Here is a 25,108-nt window from a genome sequence, read left to right on the forward strand (position 1 = left end):
GACTCTGACAGGGGGCGCTGGCATATGCCGGGCACTGATTTTCCCCGGAGACCGATCCATGCGTCTGTTGTCTGCACTGGCCCTTGCATCCTTTCTGACCGGCTGCCTGTTCGACAAGGAACCCGACGTGGTGCGCCTGTCGGGCGAGACGATGGGCACGACCTTCAACATCACCGCAATTGGCGAGGATCTGGACGAGGCCGCGCTGGCCGCATCGGTCGAACAGGCACTGGCCGAGGTCAACGCCAAGATGTCGAACTGGGACCCGAATTCCGAGGTTTCGACCTTCTCGGCCTCAACCAGCACCGACCCGGTGGCGATCTCTGACGAATTCGCGTTGGTCTTGGCGGCGGCAAATGATGTGCATGAGAAAACCGGCGGTACTTTCGACGTCACACTGGGCCCGCTGATCGAGCTTTGGGGCTTTGGCCCGCGCAAGCCCGAGGATCCGGTGCCATCGGATGCCGATATTCAGGCCGCCCTGAATGGTGTGGGGCAGGCGCGACTTTTGACGCTGGATGCCTCGGCTGGCACGTTGGCGAAATCTGATCCGTCTGTCGGGATCAACCTGTCAGCGATTGCCAAGGGCTATGGCATCGATGCGGTGGCCGAAACCCTGCAGGATGCGGGGATCGAGGATTATCTGGTCGAAATCGGCGGCGATCTGGTCACCAAGGGCCAGAACGATCAGGGCGAGGCCTGGCGGATCGGCATCGAAAAACCCGAGGCCGGATCGCAGAGCGTGCAGTTGATTGTGTCGCTGGATGATCGCGGCATGGCCAGCTCGGGCGATTACAAGAACTTCTTCGAGCAGGATGGCGTGCGCTATTCGCATATCATCGACCCGACCACCGGGCGTCCGATCACGCATCGCACGACCTCGGTCACGGTTCTGGCCGAAAACGCGATGATGGCCGATGCCTGGGCGACTGCCATGCTGGCGCTGGGGCAGGAAAAGGGTATGGAACTGGCCGAACAGTATAAACTTGCCGTGTATTTCATCTCGCGCGATGTGACAGGCGGCGACGATGCCTATATAACCGTCCACAGCAGCGCGTTCAAAGACGCCCTGGGAACCAACTGACCGGTAGGAACCGACATGAGCACCTTCATTCTGGCCTTTATTCTTCTGTCTCTGGTCATGGTCGGCATGTCGCTGGGTGTGATGCTGATGGGTAAGACCATCAAGGGCAGCTGCGGTGGTCTGAACGCGATCTCGGGCGCGGATAAATGCGTGGTCTGCCAAAAGGATGTAGACCCGAACAGCCCCCTGCGCGATCAGCTTCAGTGCAAGCGCGCCAAGAAGATGCTGGAACAGATGGAACGGCAGGCCTGATCTGTATTTGCGCAGCGCCTTTGGAACCGGCTAGATAGCCCCCGGACCAGTCGGGAGGCGCGTGTGGCCAAAGCCAGAAACATCCTGTTCATCATGTTCGACCAGCTGCGCTGGGATTATCTGAGCTGCTACGGGCATCCGCATCTGCACACTCCGAACATTGACCGTTTGGCCGCCCGTGGTGTGCGTTTCGACCGGGCCTATATCCAGTCGCCGATCTGCGGCAGTTCCCGCATGTCCACCTATACCGGGCGCTACGTGCATTCCCACGGCGCGTCGTGGAACGGCATTCCGCTGAAAGTGGGCGAGATCACGATGGGCGATCACCTGCGCAAGGCCGGAATGGACTGTTACCTTGTCGGCAAGACCCATATGCGCGCCGATGCTGAAGGCATGGCGCGGTTGGGGCTGGAACCGGACAGCCTGATCGGTGCCCGCGTGGCCGAGTGTGGCTTTGACGTATTCGAACGCGATGACGGAATGTTGCCCGAGGGCCCAGATGGCTTCTACGACCCGGATGGCGCAAAGGAATACAATAAATATCTGAAGTCCAAGGGCTATGAGAGCGACAATCCCTGGCACGACTTCGCCAACTCCGGATTGGATGCCGAGGGCAACGTTCTGTCTGGTTGGTTCCTCAAGAACGCAACCGAGCCCGCGAATATCGCCGAAGAGGATAGCGAAACGCCTTATCTGACCGGGCGCGGTATGGAGTTCATGGAAACCCATGACGGCCCGTGGTGTTGCCATCTGAGCTTTATCAAACCCCATTGGCCCTACATCGTGCCGGAACCCTATGCCTCGATGTACGGCCCCGAACATGTGCTGCCGGTGGTCCGATCCGAGGCAGAACGCCAGAACGCGCATCCGGTGCTCAAGGCATTCATGGACACCAAGATTGGCCAGACCTTTTCTCGTCAGGAGGTCCGCGAGGCCGTGATCCCCGCCTATATGGGCCTGATCAAGCAGGCCGATGACCAGATGGGCCGCCTGTTCGACTGGATGGAACAGACCGGGCGGATGGACGATACGATGATCGTTCTCAACTCGGATCACGGGGATTTTCTGGGCGATCACTGGATGGGTGAGAAAACCTTCTTCCACGATGCCTCGACCAAGATGCCCCTGATCATCTATGACCCATCGCCCGAGGCTGATGCGACCCGCGGCACCGTCTGTGATGCGCTGGTCGAGTCCATCGACCTAGCGCCCACTTTCGTCGATGTGGCCGGAGGGGAAGTGGCCAACCATATCCTCGAAGGTCATTCCCTGCTGCCGATCCTGCATGGGCAGATGCAAGAGGTGCCACGGGATGTAGTGATCTGCGAATACGACTATTCCGCCTCACCCATTGCCGAGCGTCTGAATGCTTCGGTCCGGGATGCAGTGATGTTCATGGTCGCCAATAAACGCTGGAAACTGATCCATTGCGAGGGCGGGCACCGCCCCATCCTGTTCGATCTGGAAAACGACCCGCAGGAACTGATCGATCTGGGCGACAGCGCCGATCATTCTGAGGTGATTGCCGAGATGTACGAGCATCTGTTCGCCTGGACCCGCCGCCCGTCGCAGCGCACCACCCGATCAGAGCAGCAACTGTTCGAGATGCGGACCAAAAGCCGGGGCAGGGGGATTGTCGTCGGGATCTACGATGAGAACGAGATGCCGCTGGACCTGACAGTCAAATATCGCAACCGCAAAGCGAAGCCTTACAAGGACTATCTGAAAGACTAGCCGCGCCGCGCTTTCCATTGCACATAGCGCGCCATGCCGCGTTCCAGCAGGTTCGGCGCTTTACCATCGTCCAGATGCAACCCGCCGCCGCCCGCGCGATACATCTCGGCGAACACATCCAGCACTTTGGATTTGACCATTCCGCGCAGGGGGACATGGGCCATCATGCCATAGGTTGCCGCCCCGCCGGTCTTGGCAAGTTCGGGATTGGCGCGCACGGTTGCGACGGCCTGCGCCAGATCAGACAGGTATTCGTCGGTCACATGCAGGTGTTTGGCGGTGACCATGCAATGGATGCCATCGGGGTTTTGCACCCGGTTGATGTTCCAACCCGCCCGTTCCAACTGATCCGCCACGGCGTAGATGTTCAGCTTTGGGTCGCTTGAACCATAAGCCAGCAGCGGCCCCTGCGGGTTGCCCAGAATGCGCAGCCCTTCGATCGCTGTGATGCCTGCCTTCAGCTGTTCGACCGCCTCGGTCGTGTCTTTGGCCAGCCGACAATAGCCCTCGACCCCCAGCTTTTGCATGACGGCCCATGCGGCAGCATAGGCTCCGCCCGGTCGGGTGCCCAGCAGAGCGGGAGAGGCGAAGACTCCGCCGGGCCAATCCTGGCAGATGAACATCTGGTGCTTCAGCAGGTCCAGATCGCGATACAGGATGGTCGAGGCCCCCTTGGCCGCATAGCCGTATTTATGCAGGTCGGCCGAGATCGAGGTGACGCCCGGAACCCGGAAATCCCAGTCGGGCAGGTCGACCCCGTTCCGCTCCATGAACGGCAGGATCAGCCCGCCGACGCAGGCGTCGATATGCAATGGGATGCCTTTGGACTGCGCAATCGCCCCCATTTCGGCAATCGGGTCGATGGTGCCATGCGGGTATTCCGGGGCTGAACCCAGGATCATGACCGTGCCCGCGTTGATCATTCGCTTCAGCCGGGAAATGTCGGTCGCATAATCCGGTGTCATCGGCAGCAGGCGCGCCTTGACCCCGAAATATTCCGCCGCCTTGAACCATGCCACATGCGCCGCCTTGGGCAGGATCATGTTGGGCCGTGTCACCTTGCGCCGTTTGCGCGCCATGTCGCGGTAGGTTTTGACCGCCATCAGGCAGCTTTCCGTCCCACCCGCCGTCACAACGCCGCACGTGTCCGGCCCGCCATGCAGCAGACCGGCCATGGTCGAGATGATCTGGGTCTCCATCCGTTTCAGGCTTTGAAACGCGGCTGGGTTCAGGCCGTTGGCCGAAGAAAACGCGCTGTAGGCCTTGGCGGTGAAGGCGTCGTGGTCGTCATCCAGATGGTAAACCAGGCTCCAGGTCCGGCCATCGCGGTAATTCGGGTCATCCTCGGCAAAGGACTTGAGCTGATCCAGTATCTCACCCTCAGGGCGGCCCGTTTCCGGTAGTTTCTGATGGTCCATATCCTATCCCCCTTGGGCCAGCAGCAGCGCCAGTGAAATGCCCAGATAGTTCCCGATGGCGAAACCCAGAATGCCGGTTGCCATGCCCGACATCAAGATCGCCGGGTTGCGCAGGCTGCGCGAGATCATGGGCACGAAAGCAGGTGACATGACGGCGGCGACCGAGGTGATCAGAAACGTGTCCCGATCCACCCTCGCCAGTCGCGCCAGCAGCGCATGCAGGGCAAAACTGCCAAAGGTGGCGATTAGGACAAACCCCAGAACGGCCAGATCCAAGTGGCGCAGCGTTGCCAGATCCATCGAGGCCGCAACGCTGAACGAAAACACATAAAGCAGATACATCCCCATATGCGGCGCGGCCCGGTTTTGGCGTAAGGACGGGGTCAGGGACCCCAGAATGCCCAGCGTCGTCAGCAGAACGACGATCATCACCTGCGGCGCGGCGAAGGTGACGAAAGGGGCCAAGGTCAATGCCGCACCGACGCACATCGAGGCCCCCAGCAACGCAATCAGCCCGTGTGCGATCCAGTTGGGCCGGGTGGCCTCGGCCGGTTCCGGGGGATTGGATTCAACGCATCCGACAAAGGGTTTCAGGAATCGCCCAAAGACCACAGGGGCCAGCGTCAGCACAAACAGCAGGTAGGCCGCGCCGACAACGGTATCGACGGTGGCGAACAGCAGATAGCGACCCTCGGGGATATCCAGCGCGAGCTTGATCGCGCCCATATTGGCCAGCCCGCCGGTATACATGCCGACGGCCATGCCCGACAGCTGCTCGGCCTGTTCGGTGCCACCTGCGTTGAACACGTAAAACAGACCGGTAGCAACAAGACTTACGGACAACACGGCCAACACCATGGACAAAAGGGCTGATCCGGCGATCCGACCCCAGGCGCGCAGATTGACGCCAAACAGCAGCAGCGGAAGGGCAAGCCCCAGGCTGGCCTCGATCACGCTGTTGCGGATGTGCTGGGCCGTCTCGGGTTGCAGGCCCGACAGACCCAGCGCCAGACCACCCATATAGCACAGCACAATCGGCCCCAGCCGCCCGGCCAGCGCCCAATGCCGCGCCAACAGCATCAGCGCGGCAGGCGCGAATACGTAGATCAGTGCAAACACCGCAATCTCTGGCTGCATGACTGTCCTCTCCCCTGTGGTCGAGACTAGGCAGCCCGACCTCAATGGCGCAAGGTGGCGTGACGTAAGGTTCGCTACCTGTTGGGGTATGGAAATCCGGGCCTCTATGCCCGATGAGCGGTTGATTAAATCTGCGCCAATTGCCTCAAAGGCGGTTCACCCCCCGGCGGTCACCGGGTAGAAGGTTCGCCAAGAGCAGTTACCGGAGAGTAAAATGGCCACGCCCAAACCCGTAGTCCTGTGCATTCTCGATGGTTGGGGATTGTCCGAGGACACGCAGGCCAACGCGCCTTATCTGGCGAAAACGCCCACCTTCGATGCGATCATTCAGGGCCCGCATGCCACGCTGATCACCCACGGCCCGGATGTGGGTCTGCCCAGCGGGCAGATGGGCAATTCCGAGGTTGGCCATACCAATATCGGCGCGGGCCGGGTTGTGGCGATGGATCTTGGACAGATCGATCTGGCCATCGAGGATGGATCCTTCTTCGACAATGAGGCGTTGCAGGATTTTATCGCCAAGGTGAAGGCGGCGGGTGGTACGGCGCATCTGATGGGTCTGGCCTCGGACGGCGGCGTACATGGCCATGTGAATCACATCGTCGCTGCGGCCAAGGCAATCACCGATGCCGGGGTGCCGGTCGCGTTGCACGCGGTGACAGACGGTCGCGACGTGGCCCCGAAATCGGCTTTTGGGTACATCGCCGAGCTTGAGGATCGTCTGCCCGAAGGCGCGCGCATTGTCACCGTCAGCGGGCGTTACTTTGCGATGGACCGCGACAACCGGTGGGAGCGCGTGTCAGAGGCGTATAACGCCATGATCAAAGGGCAGGGTCGCGCGGCCAGTTCCGCACATGGCGCGGTCGATCACGCGTACAACCAATCGGAAACCGATGAATTCATCTCGCCCACGGTGCTGGATGGCTATAAGGGTGTCAAAGACGGCGACGGGTTCTTTTGCCTGAACTTCCGCGCCGACCGCGCACGGGAAATCCTGCGCGCTATTGGCGAGCCGGGCTTTGCCGATTTCGATACCGGCCCGCGCCCGGCGCTGTCGGCATTGCTGGGGATGGTCGAGTATTCCGACGGCCACAACGGTTACATGACAACGGTGTTCCCGAAACGCGCCATCGTGAACACGCTGGGCGAATGGGTGGCCAAACAGGGCCTGCGCCAGTTCCGGCTGGCCGAGACCGAGAAATACCCCCATGTGACCTTCTTTCTGAATGGCGGCAAAGAGGTGCCCGAGGCAGGCGAGGACCGCTTCATGCCCAAATCGCCCAAAGTGGCGACCTATGATCTGCAGCCCGAGATGTCGTCGACCGAAGTGACCGCCAAATTCGTCGAGGCGATTGAGGCGGGCTATGATTTGATCGTCACCAACTATGCCAATCCGGACATGGTTGGGCATACAGGCGATTTGCAGGCCGCGATCAAAGCTTGCGAAGCCGTGGATCAGGGTCTGGCACAGGTCGTCGAAGCATTGAACTCCGCCGGGGGCGCGATGATCGTCACAGCCGATCACGGCAATTGCGAAATGATGGTCGATCCGGAAACCGGCGGGCCACATACCGCGCATACGCTGAACCCGGTGCCGGTTGCTCTGGTCGGTGGCCCCGCAGGTGCCGCGTTGCGAAGCGGGCGATTGTCGGATCTTGCGCCAACGCTTCTGGACCTGATGGACCTGCCCAAACCACCTGAAATGACCGGGGAAAGCCTGCTGTCATGAGGGGTCTGGCCGTCGCAGTCGCGCTGTGTCTCGCCGGTTCGGCGACGGCCCAAAGCAATCCGTCTGAGGCGGCGCTGGCAGCGGCCGAGATGCTGGAACAGGCCTCGGTTTCACTGACCGAAGCCGACAGCGCGAGGGACCGCGTGCGGGCCCTGACCCAGACGATCCAGGCCTACGAGGCCGGACTGTCCGCCATGCGCGACGGTTTGCGCATGGCCGCCACGCGTGAGGCGCAGCTGTCTGCCGAATTGCGCGCCCGCGAAAAGGATGTGGCGCAGCTGCTGGGTGTGTTGCAGACGATCGAGACCACCGCACCGCCGGTTCTGATGCTGCATCCCTCTGGCCCTTTGGGCGCGGCCCGCACCGGCATGATGCTGTCCGAGGTCACACCGGGCCTAAACGCCAAGGCCGAAGCTTTGGCGCGTGATCTGCAAGAGGTTCAGACCCTGCGCCTGTTGCAACAGGACGCCGCCGAAACCCTGACCGAAGGCCTGACCGGTGTGCAATCGGCCCGCACCCGTCTGAGCGAGGCGATTGCCGACCGCACCGACCTGCCGCAGCGCTTTGTCGAGGATCCGATCAAGACGGCGATCCTGATCTCGTCCACCGAAACGCTGGACGGGTTTGCCAGCGGATTGTCCGAAATCTCGGAAGGGGAGATTGCGGCCACCAATGCCAGCGTCTCGGGTCGCAAGGGTGATATATTGCTGCCGGTTCAGGGCATTCTTCTGCACAGGGCAGGCGAAACCGACGCTGCGGGCGTGACGCGCCCCGGTCTGGTCCTGGGCACACGGCCCCGCGCGCTGGTGACTGCGCCCACTGCGGCAACCATCCGTTATCGCGGCCCGCTGCTGGATCTTGGAAACCTGATTATTCTGGAACCGCAACCGGGGCTTCTGTTCGTTTTTTCCGGCCTGCAAGAGGTCTATGGCGACATCGGACAAGTGATCCCCGAAGGCACACCGGTTGGGCTGATGCCCGGTGAAACCCCGGAAATCGGCGCTATTTTGTCAACAACTGGTGATGGCACTGGAACTGACCGGTCAGAAACGCTCTATATAGAGGTAAGAGAAGACAACAGCCCCGTGGACCCGGAATCGTGGTTTCGGACCAGCAAGGATGGATAAACGAGTATGAAGAAATTTGTGATGGCCGGACTGGCCGGAACCGTGGCAGGCATCATTGCAACCACTCAGATTGCAGGCCCGTTGCTGGCGCAAGAGGCCGAAAAGAAGGCCGATGTGTATCAGCAACTCGACCTGTTCGGTGACATCTTCGAACGCATCCGCGCGCAATATGTCGAAGAGGTCGAGCCCGAGGAACTGATCGAAGCGGCAATTGACGGCATGCTGACCTCGCTGGATCCGCATTCCAGCTATCTGTCGCCCGATGATGCTGAACAGATGCGCGTGCAGACACGGGGCGAGTTTGGTGGCCTTGGCATCGAAGTCACGCAGGAAGAAGGCTTTGTCAAAGTTGTCTCGCCCATCGATGACACGCCCGCCGATGAGGCCGGGATCGAGGCCGGGGATTTCATCACTCATGTGGATGGCGAAAGCATTCTGGGCCTGACATTGGACAAGGCCGTTGAGCTGATGCGCGGGCCGGTGGGCTCCGAGATCATCATCACCGTTGTCCGCGAAGGCGAGCCCGAGCCCTTCGATGTCACCATCATCCGCGACACGATCAAACTGACCGCCGTGCGCGCTCGCACCGAGGGCACCAGCGTGGTGCTGCGCGTGACAACCTTTAACGATCAGACCTTCCCCAACCTGCAGGCCGGGCTGGAAGAACAGATCGCCGAAGCCGGTGGTATCGACAAGGTCAATGGCGTGGTTCTGGACTTGCGCAACAATCCCGGCGGTCTGCTGACGCAGGCGATCCGGGTGTCGGACGCGTTCCTGAACGAAGGCGAGATCGTCTCGACCCGTGGCCGCAACCCGGAAGAGGGCGAGCGGTTCAACGCAACCCCCGGTGATCTGGCCGAGGGCAAACCCATCGTTGTTCTGATCAACGGCGGCTCGGCCTCGGCCTCGGAAATCGTGGCCGGTGCCCTGCAGGATCACCGCCGCGCCATCGTGGTCGGCACCAAGAGCTTTGGCAAAGGCTCGGTCCAGACGGTTATGCCGCTGCGGGGCGACGGGGCGATGCGCCTGACCACCTCGCGCTATTACACGCCGTCGGGACGCTCGATCCAGGCGCTTGGCGTCAGCCCGGATATCATCGTCGAACAACCACGCCCGCAGCCCGAAGCCGAGGAGGAAGAGGAAAACCGCTTTACCCGGTCCGAGGCCGAACTGCGCGGCAGCCTGGACAATGACAGCCTGAGCGAGGACGAGATTCGCCAGATCGAAGAAGACCGCGCCAAAGCCGAAGCCACCGCTGAACTGCGGGAAGAGGATTACCAGCTGGCCTATGCCATCGACATCCTCAAGGGCCTGTCGGCCTTCAATCCAAACGGGCCTTCGCAGTAGGGCGCTTGGACATTAGGGGCGCGGGGCGGCGTAGGGCCGAACCTCTGACCAAAAGTGTTGATCGTGTGCGAATAAGTGCGCGATCGACAACGTGTGAATGGTAGTTGTGGGTGCCAAAGCAAACGGTGTTCGTTTGGTGAATTTGCTCAAATGCCACAGGAATTTCCTATCAAAAACAAATATATGAATTGTTCTCTTCAAGCCTTATGATGGTGAAGTGGTTTCGCCTTTTGCCGCGAGAGGAGACAGTTGGTGATAATCAATAGCCCGATCGATTTGGGTCGCAAATTGCAGCGCGCGGCTTTGACGAGTTTAACATTCGTAAGTTTAGCTTACTTTTTGTTGTCAGCCAGCGCACAAGCCCAAAGCTCACAGGTTTGCGCTGAATTGGGATCGCCTCGAGTAGAGTATTCATCTGGATCTGAAACTACTCTTACAAACCAAACTATCTCTACAACCGAGCGTACGTGTCTTCCAATCCCGAATGGACCGATAACGGGACTTACTATTGAAAACTCATCAATAACGTCCTCTGGGGAGATCGAGATATATGTCCCGGGTCGGAACGTAGTTCCCAGTAACGCTTCAGTATTGACCCTGCTTAATGTAGATGTCGCAGCAGGTAGTGGAGACTTTGTTTCCCGAGAAGCGCTGGCTACAAACCTGAACGGCAAGCTTAGAGTAAATCTGATCAACACTTCGATTGGATCGGGCCGATCCATGACGTTTGCGCCATTCAATGGCCAAAACATCGACCCCACCGAAGTGTACTTTCAATCCGACCGTCCGTTAACCTACGACAACCTGACGGTTGTGGGAGCAACCGAATTCGTTTTCGGTGCATATTTTATTCAAACTCGGATTGTTGAGGCTTCTGATTTTACACTGACCAATAGTTCGATTTCTTCAACCAGCGATATGGAGATTGCCGCCGGAACAACGTTGCGCCTGGATGCGTCAAGCAGTCTTTCTTCCTTTAACTTCGACAATTTTGGCACTTTGGCGGGCAATGGCACGGTAAATGCCGTCAATTTCACGGTAAAAAACGGCGGCGTACTTTCGCCGGGCTTTTCTATCGGAACGCTCCACAACACTGGAGGGATCGCCTTTGATGCCGGATCAACCATCTTGACTGAAGTTGATCCCTTAGCCGGACAAAAAGCCGACTTGGTTACATCCACCGGTCCAGTGACCGGAATCAATCGTGCGAGGATACAGGTCGAAGCAGCTCGACCCGGTTTGTCAGCACAAGACTATGCGTCTGGCAACGATTACACAGTCTTTCAAGCTTCCAGTTTCGACGGTGACACCCCCATACTTGTTGCCGGGGGTTCCTTGCCAGCTCTCTCCAGCTTGAGTATCGCAAATGTGCCAACGGCAGACGGTAGAATTGATATAGCGTTTACGACGCTGCCCGTTTCAAGCCTGCCGCAGAACCCCCTAGTTGCAGGCTCTCCCAATGCCAGTAACCTTTCCGGAGCAGTTGCGAACACGGCAAGCACTTCGCCGGGAACCATGCTTAGCAGTGGCGCGACTTTGGGCAACGCTGTCAGCACGCTAACCAATGCTGGGTTGGCCGGGTTCAATCGGGTACATGCCGAGCCCTATTCCTCAAATTTGACAATCGGGTTGGAGCAACTGGACCTGATAACCAACGCTGTGCTTAGCCACGCAGATTGTCGCAGGTATCAATCGGTTGGCTTCAGGACCCAGGACCAACCCATTGCGTCCGGTGACATCGATGCCATCCAGAACAGGACTGGTGCAATAGACTGTGCTGATCGTCGCTGGTGGATCGATACAGCTTATGTGAGTGGCAATGTCGATGGCAGTAACGGCCTCGGAACATTCGATTATTCGCTCAGCACCATTGTGGCCGGTGCGGATGTCGTAAGTTCCGATAGAGGGGTCGTTGGCGTTTACGCAGGCGTTGGGACGTCCTCCATGGATGAGCACGATCAAGTCGATCAAGACTTTTCGACCGACAGCTATCACGCTGGTGTTTACGGTCGTACGACAACCGGAACCTGGGAATTTTCCGGGTTGATCGGATACATGTTCGGTGAAACCGACGCCAGGCGGATTAACCCTTCTCTTGATGGCTTTACTGGAGGTGAGGCAAAATCGGATCTTGACCAAGAGGGAATTCACGCCGGTGTTCAGGCAAGGAAGCTGGTCAACCTGAAAAGCGGTGCAAGAATGTCCACAGTTTTTGGATTGAATTTTGGTCGCATCCGGCAAGGCTCTGGGACAGAGACCGGGGGCGGTGACTTTAACTATTCAGTTGAAAATGCGGATGCGGAGTCCCTGATCGCTTCCATTGGAATTGACTATCAACAGGACTTCTTAACCGAGAATGGTTTGCTCACACCAATAGCCTTTGCCCGCTACGAGTACGACTTCTATGCCAACAAGAACAGGGAACACGAAATCACCGTTACGAGCCCGATATTTGGGACATTCACTCAAGTCGGACAAAACCGAGGAGCCAATGGGTTCGTTCTTGGGCTGGGGCTAGGGTATCAGATGTCTGAGCAAACTAGGTTCACGGCAGGGTACAGTTATTCGGCTCGTTCCAATGGCGAAGAACATGGCCTGGGAGCAAATTTAAGCGTACTGTTCTGATCAGTAAAAAAAGCCATCGATTAAACTGCGGCTTTGTTGCGCACTGCCGCCGTTCCCGGGTGCGGTACATTCCCAGAAATATGCGAGGGTTAAATTTTAGAGTAGTTTAGTACACTGTGCTTTGTATCTGGCCTCGCAATACTTCTGGTAAGTTGCTTGCAGCAGGGCGCGGACCTTCTTCATCCCTCGATCTTGTGCAGTTTGCTTTCGTCCAGCCTCAGCGCAAGAAGAATACCGACCGAGACCGAGATGGTGGAAAAGACAAAGGCCATGCTCATGCCGCTGTTGAAGGCCGCTGAAAGGGCGGATTTGACCGTTTCGACCTGATCCGCATCAAATTTGGCCAAAACCGCGCGGGCCGAGTTTGTATCGAGTGTGCCGCCGTTGATGGCGCGCAGATCGGTGTCGGACAGGGTGATCTTGGCGGCGGCCAGTTTGTCGCGCAGGCTGGACAGGGACACCACATACATGATCGCGGTGGCGCAGGCGACGGAGATCGCTCCGTAAACAAGGTGGGTCATGAAACTCAGCCCACCGACCAGACCGGCGCGTTCGGGCTTGACCGCACAAACTGCCGCGGTGCCCGACGGACCAACCGTCAGCGTTGCCCCCAGCCCGATCATCGCCATGCCGGGCAGGATCTGGAAATACCCCAACCCGCCGGGCAGAAGCACGATGCTGGCCGAGCCGATGGTGGCCAGCATGTATCCCCAGAACAACAGCCGCTTGGGCCCGAAATCATTGTAAAGCGTCCCCGACACGATCGAGCCCACGGCCAGCAGAACGGTCAGCGGAGCAAGCCCCAAAGCCGAGGCAAAGGTCGACCAGCCAAGCACCTTTTGCATGTATTGCGGGAAATACAGCAGGGCGACAAAGGCAGCGGAGACGTTGAACATGTTCAGCCCCAGTGTGATCCGGAACTGTTTGTTCTGCATCATCTGCGGCAGTAGCAGTGGTTCCTTCACGCGTTTCTCGACCTTTGGGAACAGGAAAAACAGAACCGCGCTGACAAAGAACAAAAGCAGCAGCGGAACCGAGGTCCAACCCCAATCCGCGCCGACATCAAGCCCGTAAAGCAGAAGCAGTACGGCCAGGGACAACAGGCCCATACCGGCGAAATCGATATGCTCGCCCTGCTTGTGCTGGGTCTCGCGCTCCATCAGGACCAGCGCGGTGGCCATCGAGATGCAGGAAAAAATCACATTCGCCAGGAAGAAATAGCGCCACTCGCCCAGGTTTACGGCAAGCCCGCTGATCATCGGACCAAAGACGTTGCCCGAGGTGACGCCGGCCAGGATCAGACCCATCACCAGCGCGCGGTGTTCCTGACGCGAGACTTTGGTGGCCCCGAAAGCCAGCGTGCAGGGCCAGACGCAGCCCGCGCCGATCCCTTGCAGCGCCCGCGCGCCGATCAGGAAATCGAGGCTGGGGGCCACAAAACACATCACCGACGAAAACAGAAAGATCGTCAGGCCGATGATCATGATTTTGCGGTGGCCGTACATATCGCCAAGGCGGCCCCCGGCCACCATGGTCATGGCAAAGAACAGCGCATAGATATTCAGGACCCATTGGGTGCTGGTGATATCGGTGTCAAAGCTGTTCTCGATTGCCGGGACCAGCATCAGGGCGCCGGTAAAATCGATCCCGATGCCGAAGGCGGTCACCATCAAAGCGATGACTTTTATGATGCTGCTCCGCTCCATATCCGCACCTTTTTCGATCCTGGTGGGTCAATGATGCATGAAAAGGGCTGAAAAGATAGGGAAACCGGCCCGGGGCGGTCAGGCGTCGTCCCGGCAAATCCGGCGGAAGGCGCGTTTGAGCATCTCCAGTTCGGCGCGCAACAGCTCGACCTCGGCGCGCAGATCATCGGCGGCGGGCTCGCCCGCGATTATGGTGAAACCGCCCAGCTTTTGCGTGTTGGCCGTGTCGATGATGACAAAGCTATGAACGCCTTCGGACAGGGCGGCAACGGGAACGGGCACTGTGATGGTCCAACCGCCATCGGCGGGTGAGACCTCGACCCCAGACAAGGTTTCGCCCAGATAGCGGGCCTCGATCTGAGGCTGCGTGTCTGCCTCAAGATGGCCTTGCCAGATGCCGTTTTCAAAGCTGGATGGGGTCAAGCTGGGCTGCGTCATGTCCTGGCGTCTCACAAATCGGCGCGGTGGCGGCGGCAGAAGGTCAGATCGCGCAGAACGATGCGGTTCATGCGCGGGTTTTTAAAGATCAGGTCCAGCCAGATCTTTTCGATCCGCCGCTCGTTCAGGGGCAGATGCGCCAGATCGAAATCCACCGCCACGGGGGATACGGATAAATCCATCTGCCGCAGCACCTGTTCGGTGTTTGGCCCGTGCTGGATGTTGAGGCGTGCAAACACGCCCGAGTTCTGTTCGCTGTCAATCAACGTATCGACACGCATCAGATGTTGTTTGGTCAGATCCCGTGCGGCCTCGGGCGGCAGTTCGACGGACAGTGACAGGAATGAGCCCTCGAAGCTGAACGCCTCAACCGCCAGGCTGAACGGGGCCAGATCATCGTCGCCCCGGTTGCGGACCTGCCGCACCGCGATCTCGGATTGTGGACAGTCGTGGAACAGGGTGACCTGACCGTCAATCCCGGCCTTGCGCGGGGCCGAGGCCACACCCGGTCGGGCCAGAGGTCCGCGCCACAGGTCCGGGCGCCAGGACCAGTCGGTGCCGACGGGTTTGGGAAACTGAACCGAGCCAATCTGGGGACGGATAAGACGCCCATCGGCAATATGGATCAGCTTGTTCAGATGGGCCCGCAGCCCGCGGGCCTGATCGCGCTGAAGCCGCAGTTTGGACTGCGGCACATCCTGCGCCTGCTGCGCGGCGGTGCGCCAACGCTGCATGGCCCGTCGATGAATATAGCGATCCAGAATCCTGCCCATGGTCCCATCGTCCGAAGTTGTACCTCTTTAGTCAAAGACGCGGTGCGGGACAAACCCGGAATGGCACAGTAGGGGGCGAATATTCACCAATCCTGAAGACGCACCCCCGCAGGCCCCGATTTCGTGCCAAGAAACACCCCAAGCGTTCTTGTATTACGCGGGGCCAGTGCTTACCGTCTGCCACCTGACTTAAAGTGGGTCTTTCTTAGGAACCTCGGCGCAACAATTTCATTACAGACAAGGCCAGTGCATGGAACCCACTCTGTTTTCGTTTATTTGGAAATACTCGAAGAAACAGCAACTTGTGCTGCTGGTTCTGACCGTTTTGTCATTTCCGTTCCTGTATGCCTCGCTGGAATTGCCCAAGCAGATCATCAACGACGCCATTGGGGCGCCGGGGGATACGGTGACCCTGTTGGGGATCACCTTCACACAGGTCCATTACCTGCTGATCCTGTGTTGCGCCTTTCTGGCCACCGTGATCGCAAGCGGGTTGATGAAAATGCGCATCAACACGATGAAGGGCGTTCTGGCCGAGCGGATGCTGCGCCGGTTGCGGTTCACGCTGATCAACCGATCCATGCGTTTTCCAAAATCCTACTTTGCGACGACAAGCCAGGGCGAGCTGGTCTCGATGATCACCTCCGAGGCCGAGCCGATGGGCGGGTTGATGGGCGACGCCATTGCACAGCCGGTGTTCCAGTTCGGCCAGATGATGACCATCGTCACCTTCCTGTTCATGCAAAGCGTCTGGTTCGGGCTGGCCAGCATCGCCCTGATCCCGCTGCAGGCCTGGCTGATCCCCAAGCTGCAACGTCAGATCAACCTGCTGAACAAGGACCGCATTCAGGAGGTCCGGCACCTGAGTTCCGAGATCGGAGAAAGTGCGGCAGGGATCAGCGATCTGCGCACCAATGGCGGTTGGCGCTATCGTCTGGCGCAATTCAGCCATCGGCTGGGGAACCTGTTCGAGATCCGGTTCAAGATCTACAACAAAAAGTTCTTCATGAAGTTCCTCAACAATCTGATCACTCAGATGACGCCGTTTCTGTTCTATTCCGTCGGCGGTTATCTGGCGATCAAGGGCGAGATCACGGTGGGCGCTCTGGTCGCGGCCCTTGGCGCGTACAAGGATCTGAGCGGTCCGTGGAAGGATCTTCTGACCTATTACAATCAGGTGCAGGACATGTCGCTGCGCTGGGAAATCGTGACCGAGCGATTTGCGCCGGACAACATGATCCCCGAGCATCTGTTTGACGGCGAACCCGACACGATCCCGCACTTGAATGGTGATATCGAGTTGCGGAATGTAACGGTGCGGGATGGTGACGGCAAAACCATCCTTGAGGACCTTGATCTTGTCATCCCCAACGGCGCGCGCGTGGCAATCCAGTCCACCCACGCGTCTGAGCGCAGCGCTTTGGGTCAGCTGCTGACGCGCGAGATTCTGCCGGTTCAAGGTGACGTGATCATGGCCGGACACGATTTGCGCGAATTGCATCAGTCGGTTATCGCGGCCCGCATCGGATATGCCTATTCGCGCCCATATCTGTTTGACGGAACGCTGGGCGACAACCTGATGATGCCCCTGCGAACGCATCCCCAGCCTGAAAGCGACGACAAGAAGGCCCCGACGCGGCGACAGATCGAATCCGCGCGCTCGGGCAACCCGACGGATTCGCTCAGCGATGAATGGATCGATCCGGGTCTCGCGGGGTTGGAGAATATCGACGATATCCGCAATTGGTGGTTCGAGCTGGTCGAGGCGATGGGCATTGACGAATTCATGTTCCGCCGGACGCTTGGGTCGCGCTTTGATCCTAAGCTGCATCCCGTTCTGGCGCAGGAAATCGTCAATTTGCGGGACACCATTGCCGAACGTCTGCGCGAGAAGGGGTTGGACAAATATGTCTATCGGTTCGATCCCAACCGCTTTAACCCGGCTGTCCCGCTGGGCGGCAACCTGCTGTATGCAGCCCCCACACGCCATATCTCGCCCGAAAGTCTGGCCAGTGACGGGCATTTCCTCTCCATGCTCAGGGCGCATGATCTGGCCGATGACGCGATGAGCATCTCGAAGGCGGTTCTGGATACGCTGAGCCGTACCTTTGGCCGGGATGGCACCGATCACCCGCTGTTCCTGCGACTTGGGATGAGTAAAGAGATGTACCACCGCTGGCTGGACATCGAAGATCGCCGCAAGGGCAAAGGCGACGGTGAGCTGAGCGATGAAGAAAGCGCCTTGCTGCTGACCGTGCCCTTCCTTCTGACCGCAGAACAGATCGGCGCGGATTTCCCCGATGAATACAAGGACAAGATCCTTGCGATCCGGCAGGGGCAGGGCGAACAATTGCGCAGTTCGATGAACGGTATGTTCCTGCCGCTGTCGCCGGATATCTATATCCCTATGCTGCCGGTTCTTGAAAACGCGCTCTACGGGCGGATCTCTCTGACCGCCGGCGTCCATGCGGGCGAGATCGAGGACGTTGTGGCCGAGGCTATGAACCAGGCCGGACTGCGGCGCCGCGCGGCGGCCATTATCTACGATCTGCCATCGGGTCTGGGCGGGAACAACCTGCCAACGGTGTTTCAGGAACGCGCCGCGTTTTCGCGCGCCGGTATCAAGCGGCCCGATGTTCTGATCCTCGACAAAGCACTGGCCAGCCACGATTCGGAAAGCCGCCTGCGCACCCGCCTGAAACTGCGCGAGCTGCTGCCGGACTCGATCATGATTTTCATGGAGGATCACTTTGCCCATCCCGAAGCCTATGATCTGTTCATCGAGATCAAGGATGGCCGGATTGACGGTGTGTCCCGCACGCAGACCCTGCACGAAGAAAGCGTCTCGGCCGATCTGAGCCGTAAGCTTGAAATCATATCGTCGACCGAGCTGTTCTCGGGCATCGACGCGCGAAACCAGCGCCTGCTGGCATTTTCAGCGCAATGGTATGATGTCGCCGCTGGTCAGATGATCTTTTCGCGCGGGCAGGTTCCGGATGCGGCGTATCTGTGCATCAAAGGCAAGGCCAATCTGGATTGGTCCGACGAGGATGGAAACCGCCGCACGATCTCGATCATCGAACCTGGTCGTCTGATCGGTGACCTGTCGATCATCACCGGAGATCTACGGCAGCTTGATCTGACCGCCACCGAGGATTGCACCTTCCTGCGCATCGGCGCGGAAGAACTGCGTGCCGTGATCGAAAGCGACGCCGGGGTTGCCGTGCAACTGTTGCAGACTGTGGCAGGTTATCTTTCCACGCTGTCCACACGTATCAACAACGCCAAGGACCCATCGGAAATCTTCCCGGAAGTTGCGACGACGCTTCAGGATGAAAGTGCGGGCCCTGATGCCTGAGCCAACGGCCTATTCCGCGCATGAGCAACTGGTCAGCGATGCCCGTGCCCGGCCCGAGCTGTGGCGGCTGCTGGCCGGGCTGGTCATCGTCATGGCGCTGTATCTGGCACTGAACTCGGTGTTGTTTGCCTTGATCGGGGGCCTGATCCCATCGTCCGAGGTCGAGGGGTTCTTGTTGGGAACCTCGACATCCGGTGCGCTTCTTTTGCTGGCCAGCTTTGGCTTTCTGACCCTGGGCGTGGCCGTTGCAGCCCGGGTGATGCAGCACCGCCCGCTCAGCGCGATTCTGGGGCCGCGAGTTTTGGCCGTTCATCAGTTCTTGCGCGTGTTTGTGGGCCTTGTGCTGCTTGGATTTGCGATGGCTGTCCTGCCGCCTTATGGCATGGGCGATCCGCTGACGCCGAATTTGCCATTGTCTATCTGGTTGATCGTACTGCCTTTCGCCGCCTGCGCAGTGCTGATCCAGACCAGCGCCGAAGAGATCCTGTTTCGCGGCTACCTTCAACAGTCGCTGGCCGCGCGGTTCAGATCGCCGCTGATCTGGATGGGGGTGCCATCGGCCCTGTTCGCCGCCGGTCACTACGCCCCGGGTCTTGCCGGTGACAACGCCCTGATCGTCGCGGTCTGGTCCTGTGTCTTCGGCTTGCTGGCCGCTGACCTGACGGCCCGGTCCGGCACCCTGGGCCCGGCTATCGCCTTGCACTTCTTCAACAATGCGGTTGCGCTGCTGTTTGTCTCGCTGCCCGACACGCTCAGCGGGCTGGCCCTGTACCTGCTGCCTTATGACATGTCCGAAACCGGCATGTTGCGACAATGGCTGCTGGTGGATTTCGTCGCAATGTTTGTCGGTTGGCTCACAGCACGGCTTGCCATCAGGCGCTGATTGCATTTCTTTCCGTAGCGTCTTATTTGACGTCAACGCCGCACAAGCAAGGTTCCGACATGAACTGGATCACAAACTACGTCCGCCCCCGGATCAACTCGATCTTTTCGCGCCGCGAGGTGCCCGAAAACCTGTGGCACAAGTGCGACGAATGCGGAACGATGCTGTTCCATCGCGAGCTGGCGGAAAACCAGAATGTCTGTACCCAGTGCGGTCACCACATGGCGATCACCCCGCGCGAGCGGTTCACCCATCTGTTCGACGGCGGTATCTTCACCGAGGTCGAGGTGCCCGCACCCAAAGACGATCCGCTGCACTTCCGCGATCAGAAAAAATACCCCGATCGCATGAAAGCCGCACAGAAAAAGACCGGCGAGAAAGAGGCGATGCTGGTGGCTTCGGGCGAAATCGGACGTACGCCGATCATTGCCGCCGCACAGGATTTCTCGTTCATGGGCGGGTCGATGGGCATGTATGTCGGCAACGCCATCATCGCCGCCGCGCAAGAGGCGGTGAAACTGAAGCGCCCGCTGATCCTGTTCTCAGCCGCTGGCGGCGCGCGGATGCAGGAGGGGATCCTGAGCCTGATGCAGATGCCCCGCACCACTGTCGCGGTCGAAATGCTGAAAGAGGCGAACCTGCCCTATATCGTTGTGCTGACACACCCGACGACGGGCGGCGTAACCGCGTCTTACGCGATGCTGGGCGATGTGCATATTTCGGAACCCAATGCGCTGATCTGCTTTGCCGGCCCGCGCGTGATCGAACAAACCATCCGCGAGAAACTGCCCGAAGGCTTCCAGCGCGCCGAATACCTGCTGGACCACGGCATGCTGGATCGGGTGACCAAACGCACCGAGATGCGCGAGGAACTGATCACCATCACCCGGATGCTGATGAAACAGCCCCCCGCGATCAAGGGCGATCTGCCCGCGCCGGACCCCGAAGCGCCTGCGGCGGATGCCCCGGCTGAGGATACGGACAAGAAATGACCGCGCAGACATCGGACGCCATCCTCGACCGGATGATGGCGCTGCACCCCAAGATCATTGACCTGACCTTGGATCGCGTCTGGCGTCTGCTGGACGCGCTGGACAACCCGCAAACCAAACTGCCGCCGGTGATCCACGTGGCCGGAACCAACGGCAAAGGCTCGACCCAGGCGATGATCCGCGCGGGGCTCGAAGGGGCAGGGCTGTCGGCGCATGCCTACACATCACCGCATCTGGCACGGTTCCACGAACGCATCCGTCTGGCCGGAGAACTGATCTCGGAACCCGATCTGACCGCGGTGCTTGATGAATGCTACGCGGCCAATGGCGGCGAAAACATCACCTATTTCGAGATCACAACCTGCGCCGCCCTGCTGGCCTTTGCCCGCGCGCAGGCGGACTATACCCTGCTTGAGGTCGGCTTGGGCGGTCGGCTGGACGCCACCAACGTGATCGAACAGCCCGCGGTCACGGTGATCACCCCGGTTTCCATCGACCACGAGCAGTTCTTGGGCAACACGCTGGCGAAGATCGCGGCGGAGAAAGCCGGGATCATCAAGCGTGGTGTGCCCTGCATCGTCGGCCCGCAAGACGATGAGGCGATGGAGGTCATCGAACAGACCGCCGCCCGCCTCGGCGCGCCGCTGATTGCCCATGGCCAGCACTGGCACGTGGCCGAGGAAAACGGACGCCTGATCTATCAGGACGAAACCGGCCTGCGCGACCTGCCGCTGCCCAATCTGCTGGGCGCGCACCAGATCCAGAACGCAGGCGCCGCGCTGGCGGTTCTGCGGCACCTGAACCTGGGCGACGACGCCTATGAGGCTGCGGTGACCAAGGCCGAATGGCCCGCCCGGATGCAGCGCCTTAAATCCGGACCGCTGGTCGAAGCCGCCCCACAGGCCGAACTTTGGCTGGATGGCGGGCACAACGCCGCCGCAGGCATTGCATTGGCGGATGTGCTGGCCAAACTGCCCAAACGCCCGACCCATATGATCTGCGGCATGCTGAACACCAAGGACGTGACCGGCTATCTCGCCCCGCTGGCGGCGCAGGCCGAATCCCTGAGCGCCGTGTCGATCCCCGGTGAAACCGCCACGCTCAGCGCCGAAGACACCGCTGCGGCTGCGACGAAAGTCAATCTGCCCGCCACCACAGCCAGCAGCGTTGCAGATGCGCTCAATTCCATCGTGGCCCAAGATCCACAAGCCCGCATCCTGATCTGCGGCTCACTCTATCTTGCGGGCAATATCCTGCGCGAAAACGGCTGAGGCGATCCGCCCGCAGGGCTTCATCTGGCTAAAAATACCTCGGGGGGCCGCCAAAGGCGGCAGGGGCAGAGCCCCCTAAGCCCCCCAATCCTCAGCCTGCATCTCTCTCAGGCGTGAGGCGGTGCGTTCGAATTCAAACGTCCCTTCACCCTCGACATACAACATCTCGGGTTCGGCGGCGGCAGAACAGATCAGCCGCACCTTCGCCTCGTACAAAGCATCGATCAGCGTGACAAAGCGCTTGGCTTCATTGAAGTTGTTGCGCGACAGGCGGGGGATGTCTTCCAGCACCAGAACCTTCACCTCAGCGGCAATGGCCAGATAATCCGCCGGGCCCAGCATCCGTCCGCACAGGTCATAAAACGAAGCCCGCGCGATCCCGTTGCGGAACTGGGGCAGCTCGACCGCCCGTCCCTTGACCTGCAACACCAGCGGATCGGCCGGACCACCGGCCAGATCGCTCCAGACCGCGCGGATGCTCTGCCGGGCTTCGGGGCCAATCGGCGTGAAATAGACCGGCGCGCCCTCCAGCCGGTTCTGGCGGTAATCGGTGGGTGAGACCAGTTCCCACACCTGCAACTGCTCTTTGATATGCGCGATGAAAGGCAGAAACAGCTGCCGGTTCAGCCCGTCCTTATACAGTTCATCCGGATGACGGTTCGAGGTCGTCACGACCACAACCCCGCCCTCATGCAGCAGATCGAACAACCGCCCGACGATCATGGCGTCGGTGATATCGGTGATCTGCATTTCATCAAAGGCCAGCAAACGCACGGATTTCACGACCGCTTGCGCAACAGGGGCAAGCGCATCCTCAACCCCGTCCTGCCGCGCCTTGTGCATCCCGGCATGAATTTCCTGCATGAAGGCATGGAAATGCACGCGCCGCGCGGGGATGTCCTGCAAATTGTCGACGAACATATCCATCAGCATGGACTTGCCACGCCCAACACCGCCCCACAGGTACAATCCCTGCGGTGCAGGTGGCGCCTTGCGAAACAACCCGCGTTTCACCGGCGCGGCCAGCGCGGCGCGGATCCGTTCGAAATGTGGCAGAACAGCCTCTTGCGCGTCGTCGCGGGTCAAAATGCCTTCGGCAATGCGGGTGTCGTAAAGCGAGATCAAATCCGTCATAAACCCGAGCCTTACCTTTGACCCCCAGGCTTGAAAAGCGTCATTTCGGACAATGCATCAATTTTGCGGGATCGTTGTGGTGCCCAGGTGAATGGCCCGCCCAATTGCCAGAAGGTCACGGCGCAGGCGCAGGAATTCTGTTTCAGGCCAACATAACCCGACAGGGAAGAAATACCGAAACTACAGGTTTCGAACCCCGTCCGATGTCAGGGAGCTGACCAAATCGGCATAGTCTTCGCGGGCTTTTGGCCCCGCGCCGGAATTCCACATGTAATACCAGTTCAGCATCCCAAAGACAGACATGGTGGCCCCGCGCAGCTTGTCCTTGTCATCGCCAAAGGATTTCGGCGACAGGTCCCTCAGAATGTCGCGCATGAAATTCACCAGATCCATCTGATAGCCGCGCAGGCGCTTCTGCTGATCATCTGTCAAAGCGCTCATGCCGCTGATCTGGACCCGGTGTTCGTCATCCGCACCCTGATAGGCAAACAGGATCTCGCGCACGGCCTTGTGCAGCTTTTCCTCAGGGTCCAAGCCGTTCAGATCGACGTTGCAAATCCGGTCGCGCAGTTCCCGCAGATAGGTTTCAAGGATGTCATACAGGATGGCATCCTTGCTGTCGTAGTAATGATAGATGTTGGCCTTTGAGATCCCGCATTCCTTGGCCAGCAAGGTCATCGAGGCGCGGTCAAACCCCTGATCGGCAAACACTTTGGCCGCCATTTTCAGGATCTGCTTGCGTTTCTGGTCGTGGTCTTTGGCAATTGTCCGGGCCACGGCTTATTCCTTGTCGCGATTGTCGATGACGCGCTTCGCCTTGCCCTGAGAGCGTTCGACGTCGCCGGGGTCACCTACAACAATTTCCGTGGAAACGCCAACGACGTCCTTGATCCGCTTGGTCAGCATTCGCGCCGCGGCAGTCTTGGACAGCTCATCGGTGGAATCCAGCGCCGCCTCGACAAAGACACGCATGGCGTCCATGCGACCGGATTTATAGAGTTCGATCTGGTAGTAGGGCGCAAGGCCGCCGGTCGCCATCACCTGTTCCTCGATCTGGCTGGGGAAGACATTGACGCCGCGCAGGATCATCATGTCGTCGCTGCGCCCAGTGATCTTGGCCATCCGGCGCATGGACCGCGCCGTGCCCGGCAAAAGGCAGGTCAGGTCACGTGTGCGATAGCGGATCATCGGCAGACCTTCCTTGGTCAGGGTCGTGAACACCAGTTCTCCGGTTTCGCCGTCGGGCAGGACCTCGCCGGTTTCGGGGTTGATGATTTCGGGCAGGAAATGGTCCTCCCAGATCACCGGGCCATCCTTGGTTTCAACGCATTCATTGGCGACACCGGGACCCATGATTTCGGACAGGCCGTAGATATCGACCGCGTGCATGTCAAAGGCGGCCTCAACCTCGGCCCGCATGGCGTCCGTCCAGGGTTCTGCGCCGAATACACCCACCTTCAGCGAGCTTTCGCGCGGGTCCAGCCCCGCTTTGTGGAACTGTTCGAGGATATTGAGCATATAGGACGGCGTCACCATGATCCCGTCGGGCCGGAAATCATGGATCAGGCTGACCTGCTTTTCGGTTTGCCCGCCTGACATGGGTACCACGGTCGCGCCCAGCCGTTCGATCCCGTAGTGGGCCCCAAGACCGCCGGTGAACAGCCCATAGCCATAGGCATTGTGCACCATGTCCCCCTTGCGCAGCCCCGACGCGCGCAGGGACCGTGCGCCCAGATCGGCCCAATTGTCGATGTCGGATTTTGTGTAACCCACCACGGTCGGTTTGCCCGTCGTGCCGGATGAGGCATGCAGGCGAATGATCTCGCTGCGTGGGACGGCGAACAGGCCAAACGGGTAATTGTCGCGCAGGTCGTTCTTGTAGGTAAACGGAAACTTCGCCAGATCGGAGAGCTGTTGCAGATCGTCAGGATGCACGCCCGCCTCGTCAAAGCGCTGCCGATACATCGGAACGTTGTCATAGGCGTGGCGTACCGACCATTTCAGGCGCTCAAGCTGTGTGGCGCGGATTTCGTCGATCGAGGCGATCTCGATCGGGTCCAGGTCCGCCCGGTTCGGGGAAAGGTCTTCCATCGCGTGCCT

The 25,108-nt window shown here is 59.6% G+C and carries 19 protein-coding genes; 11 read left to right on the forward strand and 8 right to left on the reverse strand.

Annotated elements, in window-relative coordinates; genetic code table 11:
- The first annotated feature begins 58 nt into the window (after positions 1-58).
- The 3 genes from ACR0AC_RS12375 to ACR0AC_RS12385 all read left to right on the forward strand — a co-directional run bounded on the left by ACR0AC_RS12375 (position 59) and on the right by ACR0AC_RS12385 (position 3,070).
- The gene (locus ACR0AC_RS12375) at positions 59-1,084 is read left to right on the forward strand and encodes an FAD:protein FMN transferase (RefSeq protein ID WP_480873722.1); all 1,026 of its coding nucleotides are present in this window, start codon (positions 59-61) and stop codon (positions 1,082-1,084) included.
- A 15-nt stretch (positions 1,085-1,099) separates the two neighbouring features.
- On the forward strand, positions 1,100-1,336 hold the full coding sequence (gene nqrM / locus ACR0AC_RS12380; protein ID WP_480873724.1) for a (Na+)-NQR maturation NqrM: 237 nt from the start codon (positions 1,100-1,102) through the stop codon (positions 1,334-1,336).
- A gap of 63 nt (positions 1,337-1,399) precedes the next feature.
- Positions 1,400-3,070, forward strand: a complete 1,671-nt coding sequence (locus tag ACR0AC_RS12385) for a sulfatase-like hydrolase/transferase (protein WP_480873727.1) — start codon at positions 1,400-1,402, stop codon at positions 3,068-3,070.
- Here ACR0AC_RS12385 and ACR0AC_RS12390 read toward each other — a convergent pair.
- Both ACR0AC_RS12390 and ACR0AC_RS12395 read right to left on the reverse strand, forming a co-directional pair.
- Complete coding sequence (locus tag ACR0AC_RS12390) at positions 3,067-4,488, reverse strand: pyridoxal phosphate-dependent decarboxylase family protein (protein WP_480873729.1); 1,422 nt, start codon at positions 4,486-4,488, stop codon at positions 3,067-3,069. The two genes, ACR0AC_RS12385 and ACR0AC_RS12390, sit on opposite strands and share 4 nt — an antisense overlap.
- A gap of 3 nt (positions 4,489-4,491) precedes the next feature.
- Positions 4,492-5,625 carry a DUF819 family protein gene (locus ACR0AC_RS12395; RefSeq protein ID WP_480873732.1) on the reverse strand — a complete coding sequence of 378 codons (1,134 nt, stop codon included), beginning with the start codon at positions 5,623-5,625 and terminating at the stop codon, positions 4,492-4,494.
- Positions 5,626-5,839: 214 nt separating this feature from the next.
- Between ACR0AC_RS12395 and gpmI the strand changes: the two genes are divergently transcribed.
- The 4 genes from gpmI to ACR0AC_RS12415 all read left to right on the forward strand — a co-directional run bounded on the left by gpmI (position 5,840) and on the right by ACR0AC_RS12415 (position 12,453).
- The gene (gpmI, locus tag ACR0AC_RS12400; protein ID WP_480873735.1) at positions 5,840-7,354 is read left to right on the forward strand and encodes a 2,3-bisphosphoglycerate-independent phosphoglycerate mutase; all 1,515 of its coding nucleotides are present in this window, start codon (positions 5,840-5,842) and stop codon (positions 7,352-7,354) included.
- The gene (locus ACR0AC_RS12405; protein ID WP_170453902.1) at positions 7,351-8,481 is read left to right on the forward strand and encodes a peptidase M23; all 1,131 of its coding nucleotides are present in this window, start codon (positions 7,351-7,353) and stop codon (positions 8,479-8,481) included. The genes gpmI and ACR0AC_RS12405 overlap by 4 nt, the downstream gene beginning before the upstream one ends.
- 6 nt (positions 8,482-8,487) lie before the next feature.
- Entirely contained in the window at positions 8,488-9,828 is a 1,341-nt protein-coding gene (locus ACR0AC_RS12410; protein WP_170622231.1) for a S41 family peptidase, read from the forward strand.
- A 591-nt stretch (positions 9,829-10,419) separates the two neighbouring features.
- A complete protein-coding gene (locus ACR0AC_RS12415; RefSeq protein ID WP_480873738.1) occupies positions 10,420-12,453 on the forward strand; it encodes an autotransporter family protein in 2,034 nt (677 codons plus the stop codon).
- A gap of 179 nt (positions 12,454-12,632) precedes the next feature.
- On the opposite strand, the gene ACR0AC_RS12420 is transcribed toward ACR0AC_RS12415, so the two are convergent.
- The 3 genes from ACR0AC_RS12420 to ACR0AC_RS12430 form a co-directional block, all read right to left on the reverse strand.
- A complete protein-coding gene (locus ACR0AC_RS12420; protein WP_170453900.1) occupies positions 12,633-14,159 on the reverse strand; it encodes an MFS transporter in 1,527 nt (508 codons plus the stop codon).
- Between the two features lie 78 nt (positions 14,160-14,237).
- Positions 14,238-14,597 (reverse strand): Ig-like domain-containing protein, encoded by a 360-nt coding sequence (locus tag ACR0AC_RS12425; protein ID WP_170453899.1) that lies wholly within the window; start codon positions 14,595-14,597, stop codon positions 14,238-14,240.
- Between the two features lie 11 nt (positions 14,598-14,608).
- On the reverse strand, positions 14,609-15,370 hold the full coding sequence (locus tag ACR0AC_RS12430) for a DUF6478 family protein (RefSeq protein ID WP_480626644.1): 762 nt from the start codon (positions 15,368-15,370) through the stop codon (positions 14,609-14,611).
- A gap of 250 nt (positions 15,371-15,620) precedes the next feature.
- Here ACR0AC_RS12430 and ACR0AC_RS12435 point away from each other — a divergent pair, with 250 nt between their 5' ends.
- From ACR0AC_RS12435 to ACR0AC_RS12450, 4 genes are read left to right on the forward strand one after another with little or no spacing between them, the layout of a single operon-like run.
- Positions 15,621-18,728, forward strand: a complete 3,108-nt coding sequence (locus tag ACR0AC_RS12435; protein WP_480873743.1) for an ABC transporter transmembrane domain-containing protein — start codon at positions 15,621-15,623, stop codon at positions 18,726-18,728.
- Entirely contained in the window at positions 18,721-19,611 is an 891-nt protein-coding gene (locus ACR0AC_RS12440) for a CPBP family intramembrane glutamic endopeptidase (RefSeq protein WP_480873745.1), read from the forward strand. Before ACR0AC_RS12435 ends, ACR0AC_RS12440 begins: the two co-directional genes overlap by 8 nt.
- Before the next feature lie 59 nt (positions 19,612-19,670).
- Positions 19,671-20,603, forward strand: a complete 933-nt coding sequence (gene accD / locus ACR0AC_RS12445) for an acetyl-CoA carboxylase, carboxyltransferase subunit beta (RefSeq protein ID WP_170453895.1) — start codon at positions 19,671-19,673, stop codon at positions 20,601-20,603.
- Entirely contained in the window at positions 20,600-21,874 is a 1,275-nt protein-coding gene (locus ACR0AC_RS12450; protein WP_170453894.1) for a bifunctional folylpolyglutamate synthase/dihydrofolate synthase, read from the forward strand. Before accD ends, ACR0AC_RS12450 begins: the two co-directional genes overlap by 4 nt.
- 75 nt (positions 21,875-21,949) lie before the next feature.
- Here the strand turns inward: ACR0AC_RS12450 and zapE are convergent, their stop codons facing one another.
- The 3 genes from zapE to paaK all read right to left on the reverse strand — a co-directional run bounded on the left by zapE (position 21,950) and on the right by paaK (position 25,099).
- Positions 21,950-23,008, reverse strand: a complete 1,059-nt coding sequence (gene zapE, locus ACR0AC_RS12455; RefSeq protein WP_480873748.1) for a cell division protein ZapE — start codon at positions 23,006-23,008, stop codon at positions 21,950-21,952.
- A gap of 180 nt (positions 23,009-23,188) precedes the next feature.
- Entirely contained in the window at positions 23,189-23,785 is a 597-nt protein-coding gene (locus ACR0AC_RS12460) for a TetR/AcrR family transcriptional regulator (RefSeq protein WP_170453892.1), read from the reverse strand.
- Between the two features lie 3 nt (positions 23,786-23,788).
- A complete protein-coding gene (paaK, locus tag ACR0AC_RS12465; RefSeq protein WP_170736007.1) occupies positions 23,789-25,099 on the reverse strand; it encodes a phenylacetate--CoA ligase PaaK in 1,311 nt (436 codons plus the stop codon).
- Between the last annotated feature and the right edge of the window lie 9 nt (positions 25,100-25,108).

It is taken from the genome of Ruegeria sp. H7 (assembly GCF_056532945.1).